Origin of the sequence: Halapricum sp. CBA1109 (assembly GCF_009741825.1) — an archaeon.
Taxonomy (GTDB): Archaea; Halobacteriota; Halobacteria; order Halobacteriales; family Haloarculaceae; genus Halapricum.
The window spans coordinates 1-10,716 of record NZ_WPCA01000097.1; the positions used below are offsets into that span (position 1 = coordinate 1).

The following is a 10,716-nucleotide window of genomic DNA, read 5'->3' on the forward strand; positions in this document are numbered from 1 at the left end:
TGGCCGCGACGGCGCTGTTCGTGTCGAACGTGGCCCTCGCCGCGGCGCTGGACCCACGGTGGGCCGCGCTGGTGGCGCTCCAGACGACGACGGCGCTGGGGGCCGGCGTCGTCGCCGTCGCGCTGTATCGATTGCTGTGGGCGACCAGCGGACGGCAGGTCGGGGTCGCCGTCGCCGCCGTCGCCGTCCTCGGGACGCCGCTCGGCCTGTGGGCGACCATCCCCAAGCGACACGTCCTGACGGCGGCGCTGGTCGCGGTCACGCTGTACGCGTTCTACCGGTGTCGGACCGACGACCCCCGGGCCCGCGGCGTCGCCTACGCGACGGCGGGGTTCACCGCCTCGGTCCACGGTCCCATCGGCCTCGCGGTGCTCGCACTCCTTGCAGTGGTCGACCTGTCGACGGTGCCGACGGTGCGGCGACACGACGTGACGATAGCGGCCGTCGGAATCGCGGTCGGCTTGGTGCCGTTTCTGGCGACGAACGTACTGATATCGGGTGACCCGCTGCTCGCGCCGCGGTGGCTTCCCTCGTTCAACGGCGGGACCATCGGGCCGAGCGGGGTCGTACAGACTGGCACGGACAGCGGGAACGCCACGGGGACAGCCGTTCAGATCGGAACTGACGGGAACACGACGGGAACGACCGTCCAGACGGGTACCGGCGGGGAGAATACGACGACTGTCCGGCCGGGGGCCGACGGCGGGGACGCGACGGGAACCGGCGACGGGGGCGGGCCGGGGCTCGTCGTGGTGATTCTGGGTATTCTCAGCACAATCGCCAGCCGTGCCGTCGAGGCGCTCGCGGCGCTGACCGAGCCATCGCGGCTGTACCACGTCTTCGTCCGGAGCGGGAAGGTCCCGGGACTGCGCTACGGGAAGAACGACTTCGCGGTCGTCGAACTGTCGCTGTTCGAGTCGGCGCCCGTCCTCCCGGCCGCACTGCTCGGTCTCGCGGCCTGTGTCCGGCAACTGACTCGGCCGCTGTCGACCGCCCGGCAGTGGTGGTCACGACGGAGCGACCCGGCGGCCGCGACGGACCTGCTCGCGGCGACGTGGCTGCTCGCGTTGACCGCGGCGTACCTCCCGCGGCTCCCGCTTTTCTCACAGATCACCGTCCGGTACCTCCTCGTGACGGTGCCGCTGTGGCTGTATCTACTCGGCCGGGCGCCGCCGGTACGGCGTGCCCTCTCGCACGCACTGGGGAGCGGTCTCGCGGCGCTCGCCGTCGGGGCGACGCTCGGCACCGTCCTGTTCGTCGGCGTCCTCGTCGTCGTCGACCCGGCGCTGGGCGAGGCGATGCAGTTGCAGGCACTGGTGAACCTCGCCGTCGCGGCGGTGGCGCTGGCGGCGGTAGTCGCTGGCGACCGAACGGACCGGCCGGCCGTCGGGGCCGTCGGTATCGGTCTCGCGGGCGCGGCCGGGACGGTGCTGGTCGTCCTCGCTGGCGGCCTCTACTTCCCGTACGGTCCGACACTGCTCCCGGTCACCGATTGGGTGGCGGAACTGCTCCCGGTGTTGTGAGCGAGAATCGACGGACGGAAGTGCGATATCAATGCCGATAATCCGGCGGACACATTTATTTGAGTGATCACGGTAGAGAGTAGTGACCGAGCATGTCAGAAGTCTTGATAGCCGACGATTCGGAGTTCATGCGAAATCTCCTCAGGGAGATTCTCGAGGAGGACCACCAGATAGTCGGGGAGGTCGAGAACGGCGTCGAGGCCGTCGAGACCTACAAGGAACAGCGCCCGGACCTCGTGATGATGGACATCGTGATGCCCATCCGGGACGGGATCGAAGCAACAGACGAGATCAAATCTGCCGACCCCGACGCGAGCGTCATTATGTGTACGAGCGTCGGGCAGGAGGAGAAGATGAAAGAGGCCGTCAAGGCCGGGGCGGACGGGTACATCACCAAGCCCTTCCAGAAGCCCAGCGTGATGGAAGCCATCGAGGACGTCGTCCCGTCCTGAGATGAACGTCGATATCCAATCGCTGGGGACGTTCAATCAACTCGCTCACGAGGGCGCCGAGCAAGCGACGGCGTCGATGGCCCAGATGACGGGCATCGCGGCCGACGTCGACGTCACGAAAATATCGCTGGTCAACCGCGAGGACATCGGCGAGGAACTGGGCGACCGGGAGTTCGTCGGCGTCCGGTTTGGCTACGAGGGCGAACTCTCCGGCGAGACGGTGCTGGTGTTCGACAGCGACTGCACCGAGACGCTCGTGGGCGAGTTGCTCGGCGGGAGTCCCGGCGAGGAGATGGCCCGGAGCGGCGTCGAGGAGATCGGGAACATCATGATGAGCGGGTTCATCGACGGCTGGGCCGACTACCTCGGGACGACCATCGACCACTCGCCCCCGGAGTACGTCGAGGGGACGGGCGCGGGCATCCTCCCGCCGGCCCCGGCGGACGCCGAGAGCGATCAGGTGTTCGTGTTCAAGTCCCGCATCGAGTGGCTCGAGGAGTCCGTGGAGTTCTACATCTACATGCTCCCCGAGTACACGCCGCTGGCGGAGGTGATGGCCGAACACGCAGACACCGAGAGCGACGCCATCCCCATCGACAAACTGGAGGTGTTCAACGAGATGACCACCGACGGGACCGAACGGGCGGCCGACAACGTCGAGATGATGACGGGCATCGACACCGAGGCGGAGGTGTCACAGATCAGTTTCGCCCCCATCGAGGACGTGCCCAAACAGGTCGGCAACGACACCTACGTCGGGACCGTCGTGGAGTTCACCGGTGTCCCCAGCGGATTTATGCTGGTGTTGTTCGACGAGGCCTCCGCGAGGACCGTCGCGGAGGCGATGATGCCAGTCGACGTCGAGGGCGAAGAACTGACCGACCAGCACAAGATGGCTATCGAGGAACTGGGCAACATCATGACGAGCGGGTTCGTCGACGGCTGGGCGAACGTCCTCCAGACGTCGGTCGATCACACGCCCCCGCGACTGGTCCACGATATGGGCCAAGCCATCGTGGATCCGTTGGCCGCACAGGTCGGCCAACATCAGGAACACGCCTTCATCATCGACTCGAAGATGGTCACCGACGACGTGGCGTTCGAGAGCGAGATATACGCGCTCCCGAACGAGCAGGAACTGCGACAGGCACTCGACGAGTTGCTGGTCGAGCGCGCCGACGAGACAGAAGCGGACGCGGAACAGATATTCCAAGAATGAAGGTATACAGTGGTCAGTCGAGTAGCGAGCCCGAGTCGACGCCGGAGCGTGTGAAAGTCGGGATCGCCGAGTACGAGGTGACGACAGACGGTGCGGTACTGACCACGAGCGGACTCGGCTCCTGTATCGGCGTCGCTATCCACGACCCGTCGGTCCCCGTCGCGGGCCTCCTCCACGTGATGCTCCCGACGGCGGACGATATGGACGGCAACCCGGCCAAGTTCGCCGATACCGGCGTCGAGACGCTGATAGAGGCCCTCGAATCGGAGGGCGGCGACCCGCAGAATATGGAGGCCAAGATAGCCGGCGGGAGCGATATGCTCGACTTCTCCGAGAGCGGCTCCGGTATCGGCCAGCGAAACGCCGAACAGGTCCGTCAGACCCTCGACGAGTACGGCGTCTCGCTGGTCGGCGAGGACGTCGGCGGCGACCACGGCCGGTCGCTCCGTCTCGAAGGTGCCAGCGGCGACCTCGTCGTCAAAAGCGCCAACAAGGAGTCGTCGACGCTCTGAGACCCCAGTATCGTTTCCAGAATATGATAGTATCGGGGGCCGACACGGTGGCGCGCCCCGCCCCGTGTGAACTACTATCCCATCCTGAAACCGCCGGACTGCTCGCCCGTCGCTGACACGTCTGACGCTTATTTCTATTTAAACATCCGGGAACACAAGCGTCAGTTATCAAATATGATACTCTAAACGGTACATTGAATAGTGTGAGTCCACTTTTTCACGGTAATGAGCGATTTTGCCGTCCTCGCCGGCTTCACCGGGTCGCCGCTCGCAAGCGGCCTGACCTCGGTGGCCGAACCGTTCACGGCGGCTCCGGCACTGTTCGCGCTCCTCTCGATGGGGGTGGTCGGTATGAGTATCAAGAATATGTTCGACTCCATCCTCTCGGACGACGACGAGAGCGGCGACGACAGCAGTGGCGGCGAGGAGATGAGCGACGGGTCCGGCCTGATGGCCGACGACGGCGCTGGCGGCGACGACCTCGGCGGGCTCGGCGGTGGCCTCGACGATGGCGGCGACGACGAGTTCGGCGACTTCGGCGACGACGAGTTCGGGGATATGGACGGCGGGGGCGGTGCCGACACCGACGAACTCCAGCACCGACTGGACGAACTGGAGAACGAGGTCGGGAGCCTCTCCTCGACGGTCAACACCGTCCGCAACGAGAACGAGCAGATCAGCGAGACGGTCGACGACGTCGAGGAGAACGTCCGGAAACTGCTCGACATCTACGAGATGGTGACACGCGGGGTCAACCCCTTCGCCGACGACATCGACGGCGGCCTCGGCGGCGCCGGCGACGGGGAGTCGTTCGGCCTCTTCGACGGCGACGACGAGGAGGAAGAGGAGGAGGACTTAGACGAGGACATCGCCAACGCCGACGCCGAGGGCTTTTTCGACGACGACCTCGTCGAGGACGACGGCGACGATATGATGGACGCGGGCGTCGACGACGTGATGGGCGGCGGCGACGACGGCGGCGGCACGCCGAGCGCCGACGCCTTCGACGACGAGTTCAACGACGACTTCGACGACGCGGACGACGGCTTCGGGGACGACCTGAGTATGGACGACGGTGACGATATGAGTATGGACGAGAGCACTGACGACGGCGGTGACGGTGACGGCGGCGGCGGGAAATCCTTCGCGGAACTCAAAGACGAGTACGAGTCCGGCGACGCCGAGTGGGCCGACGGCGAGGAGGAAGGGGACGACCTGTCGATGGACGACGAGGCCGGGATGGACGAGGCGGCCGACGGCGAGTTCGGCGACGACCTGACCGTCGAGGACGACGAGGACGACCTCGCCGACGACGACCTCTTCGACACGGTCATCGAGGACGAGGAAGCGACCGAAGAGACGGCCGACACCGACCAGGAGCCCGAGCCGACCACCACTGCCGACCCGGAGCCCGAACCGACTACGACGGCAGAACCGGAACCGACGACGGACCCGGAGCCCGAACCGACCGCGACGACCGAGTCGGAATCGACGGCCGAACCGGACACCGACGCCGACGCGAGCGGCGAGGGCAAGCCGTACTTGACGACGCTGCCCGAGGGGTTCGCGATGGAACTGATCGTCGTCGAGTGGCTGGAGTATATGGTCGGGGAGGTCGGCATCCGGTCGACCGCCGAGGCCATCGACTACTACGAGCGCATCGACTGGATCAGCGAGCCAGTCGCCGACGACCTACAGGACTACCTCCGCGGGTTCGACGCCGAGGAGGGCGCGACCGACGACCTGACCATCGACCACCACACCCAGTCGCTGCAGTTCATCGGCCAGCTAGACGGGTCGGGCACCGGGCTGGCGACGATGGGCCACCTGCTACCGACGGGAGGGGGGTCAGATGGGATTCAGCGTTAGCGGGGCCGCCGCCATCGTCTTCGCGGGGATGTTCGTCGCCTTCGGGATGTTCTACACCGCGACCGCTGGCTCGACCGAACGGATCAGCGAGGCCGAGTCCGACCACCGCGACCGGGCGCTCGACCAAAAGAACACGGCGCTGTCGATGGTCGAGGCCACCTACTACGCCGCCAACGACAGCCTGATCGTTCAGGCCGACAACACCGGGACGACCTCGCTGTCGGTCGGCGAGACGGACCTGCTGGTCGACAACGCGTACACGACCGACGCGAACGTCACCGTCGACGGCAACGCCACGACGGATCTGTGGCTCCCGGGCGAGCGCGTCCGGTACACCGTCTCGGCGGACAGCCAGCCGGGTCGGGTCAAACTGGTGACCGAGACCGGCGTGGCCGGAACGGAGGTGGTCACGAGTGGCTAGCGTCTCGGCGTCGCACCTGATCATCTTCATCGCCAGCGTGCTGGTCGCCGCGAGCGTCGCCGGCACTATTACCAACACCGTCGGCGACCTCAGCGGAGCCATCACCGAACAGGGCGTCGACGTGAGCAACGACGTCCGGACCGACGTGGAGATCATCTCCGACAGCGGGGCCCAAGTGTACAACCGCAGCGGGAACGGCAACGTCACGCTGCTGGTGAAAAACACCGGGTCGAACCGGCTGTCGGCCGACACCGGCGGCGTCGACGTGGTGCTCGACGGGGCGCTCCGGACGGCGGTGTCGCTGACCGTCGTCACCGGCGACGATCCGACCGTCTGGGGGCCCAACGACGTGGCCCGGATCGAGGTGTCCGTCCCCGGCCTCGCCTCCGGTGACCACCGGATCCAGTTGACGATCAACGGGGACGAGGAGGTGTTCGAGTTCCAATCATGAGTGTTGCAACTACCGATCTGTTCTCGCTGGGTATGGACGAGCGTGACCGACTGAACAAGGAACTCGGCGGTGGCATCCCGCCGGGGAGTATCGTCCTGATGGAGGGCGACTACGGTGCCGGCAAGTCCGCGATCAGCCAGCGCTTTGCCTACGGCCTCTGTGAGACCGGCCACCGAGTGACGATGCTCTCGACGGAGTTGACCGTCGGAAGCTTCCTCGACCAGATGCACAGCCTCGACTACGGGATGGTCGAGCACATGCTCGACGAGAACGTCCTTTTTTTGCACGCTGACATCGGCGACTCGAACAACTTCTCGGACGACGACAGTGGTGGCGACCGCAAGGACCTGTTGAAGCGGCTGATGGACGCCAACGTGATGTGGGACGCCGACGTCATCGTCATCGACACCTTCGACGCCATCCTCCGCAACGACCCCAAGTTCGAGGCGCTGGTCCGGAAAAACGAGGAGCGACAGGCCGCACTGGAGGTTATCTCCTTTTTCCGTGACGTGATCGCACAGGGGAAAGTGATCGTCCTCACCGTCGACCCGTCGACGCTGGACGAGGACGCCATCGGCCCGTTCCGCTCCATCGCGGACGTCTTCCTCGAACTGGAGATGATCGAGGTCGGCAACGACGTCCGCCGACAGATATCCGTCAAGCGGTTCGCGGGGATGGGCGAACAGGTCGGTGACACCATCGGGTTCTCCGTCCGGTCGGGCACCGGCATCGTCATCGAATCCCGGAGTGTGGCCTAACGATGACCGAACAGGGCAGACCGAAACCGTCCGACGAACTCCGCCAGTATGCGGCCAAGCGGCCCCACCTGCGGGACCACCTCAAGAAGTTCAAGCAGATCACCGGCGAGTTCCCGATGTTCATCGAGGAGGCCGACGACGAGTACGAGACCGACCGGCCGAACGTCCTCTACCCCGTGGGCGGCCCCATCTTCTGTCACATCTACGGCGACGTGGGCCAGGATATGAAGTACTACGCCATCGAACCGGAACTGGCCGACGAGGAGCAGATCGTCTTCGACAAGGTTCGGGACCGCCTGCTCGAACGCTCGGTGAACAAGCCTGCCCCGACCGACAAGGCCGAATACGACGACCGCATCGAGGAACTCCTCCAGGAGACGACAAACGTCAAGAGTTCCGAGAGCGGCAACGGCGTCCTCAGTCGCCTCGGTGACCTCGGCAGCATCGGGAAAGTCGACGTCAAGCCGGAGACGTACGAGAACATCCGCTACCGGCTCAACCGCGACATCGTCGGTCTCGGACCGCTGGAACCGGTGATGCGCGACCCGGCGAACGAGGACATCCACGTCATCGGCCGCGACGAGTGTTACGTCGACCACGGCGTCTACGGGATGCTGGAGACTACCGTCGAGTGGGACAGCAAGGCCGACTTCGACCAGTGGCTCCGAAATATGGGCGAACGGATCGGCGACCCCGTCTCCGACAGCGACCCCATCGTCGACTCGACGCTGCCGGACGGGTCGCGGCTGAACCTCATCTACTCCGACGATGTCAGCGTCAAAGGGCCGAGCCTCACCATCCGTCAGGGCGACGAGGTGCCGCTGTCTATCTTCCAGATCACCAAGTGGGGGACGCTCAGCCCGCAACTGGCGGCGTACCTCTGGCTTTGTCTGGAGAACGAGCAGACGGTGTTCGTCGTCGGCGAGACGGCATCGGGGAAGACGACGACGCTGAACTCCATTATGGCGTTCATCCCGCGGGATCACAAGATCTACACCGCCGAGGACACCGCCGAGGTGCTCCCGCCTCACGACACGTGGCAGCAACTCCTGACACGTGAGGGCGACGGCGACGACAGCACCGGCGTCGACATGTTCGACCTCGTGGCGGCGGCACTGCGGTCTCGCCCCGACTACATCATCGTGGGCGAGGTCCGTGGCGAGGAGGGGCGGATGGCTTTCCAGGCCGCACAGACCGGCCACCCGGTGATGCTGACGTTCCACGCGAGCGACATCGTCTCGATGATCCAGCGCTTTACCGGGGAACCGATCAACGTCCCCGAGACGTTCATGGACGTCGCCGACGTGGCGCTGTTCCAGAACCGCGTCAAGCAGGGCGATCAGGTCCTGCGTCGGGTCACCTCCGTCCAGGAGATCGAGGGCTACTCCAAGGAGATGGACGGGGTCATCACCCGCCAGACGTTCTACTGGGACCCCGTCGAGGACGAGATCGTCTTCCAGGGGATGAACAACTCCTACGTCCTCGAGGAACAGATCGCGACGCTGCTGGGGTACGAGGACACGCGTGACATCTACGACGACCTGCAGTTCCGCGCGGACCTGATCGAGCGAGCGATCCAGGAGAACATCCTCGGCTACCACGAGGTCAACGAGTTCATCCAGAACTACCAGCGCGACGGCCTCGAAGGCATCCCCTTCAACATCCACCGTCCCGACTGATGGCCTCACAAGAATCCGACGCCACCGTCGACGTCACCGTCTCCGGCACCGTCGCCGGCCTGCTGGACTCCTACCGTCGCTTGGACATCCCGCTCCAGCGGTACCTCTTTCTCATCCTCGCGCCGGCGTTCGTGTTCTTCCTCGGGACCATCGCCGCGGCCGTCGTCCTCAACCAGCCGTTGTTCATCCGCATCCCCATCCCCCTGCTCGGACTGTTGCTGTTCGCAACTGCGGTCTTCTACCCGAAGGTCCAACTCTCCCAGCGCAAACGGGAGTTGAACAACCGCTTTCACCTCTTGGTCACCCATATGACCATCCTCTCGACGACGAAGATAGACCGGATGGAGGTGTTCCGGGCGCTGGCCGAGGAGGAGGAGTACGGCGAACTCGCCGTCGAGATGGGCCGGGTCGTCGAACTCGTCGACACGTGGAACCAGAGCCTCGACGACGCCTGTCGCCGCCGGGCCAAGGAGGTCCCGAGCGACGCCCTCTCGGATTTCTTCGACCGACTGGCGTACAACCTCGGCTCCGGCCAGTCGCTGAAGGACTACCTCGTCAACGAGCAGGACATGATCATTGACAACTACACCACCGTCTACGAGGGGACGCTGGGGAACCTCAACGTGATGAAGGACCTCTACCTGTCGATGATCCTCTCGATGACGTTCGCGCTGGTGTTCGCCGTCGTCCTCCCCGTCCTGACCGGGACGGACCCGCTGTTGACCGTCAGCGCCGTCATCGTCCTGTTCATCTTCGTCCAGTCGGGTTTCTACCTCGCCATCCGCTCTATCGCGCCGTACGACCCGCTGTGGTTCCACCCCGAAGAGTATCCCTCACCCGTCGAGAAGGTGTTCAACCGCCGGTTCGCGACGGGGATGGCGCTGTCGGGCCTGCTCGCCTTTATCGCCTACGGCGGGATGTTCGGCCTCAGCCCCGTCACGCTGGATATGCTGATCCCCTTCTGGTCGCCCGTGCCTCTACCGCTGTACGCCGCGGTTCCGATAACGCCCCTGTTGATCCCGGGGTTGACCGTCCGGGCCGAGGAACAGCGTGTCAAGGCCCGCGATCAGGAGTTCCCGAGTTTCATCCGCGCGCTCGGCGCGACCGAGGGCGCAAAGCAGTCGACGACGTCGGCGGTGCTGTCCTCGCTGCGACACAAGGACTTCGGACCGCTGACGCCGAACATCGACAACCTTTATAAGCGACTGAATATGCGAATCGAACCCGCCAAGGCGTGGCGGTATTTCACCGCCGAGTGTCGGTCCTACCTCATCCAGACGTTCTCGGAGATGTACCTCGTCGGCCGCGAGATGGGTGGGAGTCCGAAGATGCTCGGGGAACTCATCGCTCAGAATATGAATCAGGTGTTGCAGTTGCGCCAACAGCGCGAACAGGAGACGACGACGCTGATCGGCCTGTTGTACGGTATCACGGCCGCGTCGACGTTCGCGTTCTTCATCGGTCTGCAGGTCGTCAGCATCCTCGCGGACCTGAGCCTCGGGCTTGAGTCGACCAGCAACTTCGACGTGACGACGCTGATCAACACCAGCGTCTACAACATCCCGCTGATCGAGTTCCTGCTCATCATCATCATCGTCTTCAACGGCCTGCTGTCGGCGCTGATGATCCGGACGCTGGACGGCGGCCACAAACTGAGTTCGTACTTCCACTTCGTGGCGCTGACGTGGCTGGGCGCGCTGACGGCGGTGCTGACCCGATGGCTCGTCACGCAGTTCCTCGCTATCTAGAACCCACTTTTTCCGTCGGAGGGGTCGCGCAGCGACCCCTCCGCGCAAAAACTGGGGAAAAGGCCGGAATCGCCGACGCGATTC

At 64.9% G+C, this 10,716-nt stretch carries 10 protein-coding genes; all 10 read left to right on the top strand.

Annotated features, from left to right (window positions below):
- A partial coding sequence (locus tag GJ629_RS16260) for a hypothetical protein (RefSeq protein ID WP_197428559.1) occupies window positions 1-1,523 on the top strand: 1,523 nt, incomplete at its 5' end.
- 92 nt (window positions 1,524-1,615) lie between these two features.
- Window positions 1,616-1,975, top strand: a complete 360-nt coding sequence (cheY, locus tag GJ629_RS11040) for a chemotaxis protein CheY (RefSeq protein ID WP_157513102.1) — start codon at window positions 1,616-1,618, stop codon at window positions 1,973-1,975.
- Between the two features lies 1 nt (window position 1,976).
- Window positions 1,977-3,194: a chemotaxis protein CheC gene (locus tag GJ629_RS11045; RefSeq protein ID WP_157513104.1), complete on the top strand. Its 1,218-nt coding sequence runs from the start codon at window positions 1,977-1,979 to the stop codon at window positions 3,192-3,194.
- Window positions 3,191-3,706: a chemotaxis protein CheD gene (locus GJ629_RS11050; RefSeq protein ID WP_157513106.1), complete on the top strand. Its 516-nt coding sequence runs from the start codon at window positions 3,191-3,193 to the stop codon at window positions 3,704-3,706. The genes GJ629_RS11045 and GJ629_RS11050 overlap by 4 nt, the downstream gene beginning before the upstream one ends.
- Window positions 3,707-3,931: 225 nt before the next feature.
- The gene (locus tag GJ629_RS11055) at window positions 3,932-5,575 is read left to right on the top strand and encodes a FlaD/FlaE family flagellar protein (RefSeq protein ID WP_370515873.1); all 1,644 of its coding nucleotides are present in this window, start codon (window positions 3,932-3,934) and stop codon (window positions 5,573-5,575) included.
- On the top strand, window positions 5,559-5,996 hold the full coding sequence (locus tag GJ629_RS11060; RefSeq protein WP_157513108.1) for a flagellin: 438 nt from the start codon (window positions 5,559-5,561) through the stop codon (window positions 5,994-5,996). The genes GJ629_RS11055 and GJ629_RS11060 overlap by 17 nt, the downstream gene beginning before the upstream one ends.
- Entirely contained in the window at window positions 5,989-6,447 is a 459-nt protein-coding gene (locus tag GJ629_RS11065) for a flagellar protein G (RefSeq protein ID WP_370515874.1), read from the top strand. The genes GJ629_RS11060 and GJ629_RS11065 overlap by 8 nt, the downstream gene beginning before the upstream one ends.
- Complete coding sequence (locus tag GJ629_RS11070; protein ID WP_157513110.1) at window positions 6,444-7,205, top strand: ATPase domain-containing protein; 762 nt, start codon at window positions 6,444-6,446, stop codon at window positions 7,203-7,205. The genes GJ629_RS11065 and GJ629_RS11070 overlap by 4 nt, the downstream gene beginning before the upstream one ends.
- Before the next feature lie 2 nt (window positions 7,206-7,207).
- Window positions 7,208-8,884, top strand: coding sequence for a type II/IV secretion system ATPase subunit (locus GJ629_RS11075; protein ID WP_157513111.1), 1,677 nt, complete (start codon window positions 7,208-7,210; stop codon window positions 8,882-8,884).
- Window positions 8,884-10,632 carry an archaellar assembly protein FlaJ gene (flaJ, locus tag GJ629_RS11080; RefSeq protein ID WP_157513113.1) on the top strand — a complete coding sequence of 583 codons (1,749 nt, stop codon included), beginning with the start codon at window positions 8,884-8,886 and terminating at the stop codon, window positions 10,630-10,632. Before GJ629_RS11075 ends, flaJ begins: the two co-directional genes overlap by 1 nt.
- Window positions 10,633-10,716 lie beyond the last annotated feature (84 nt).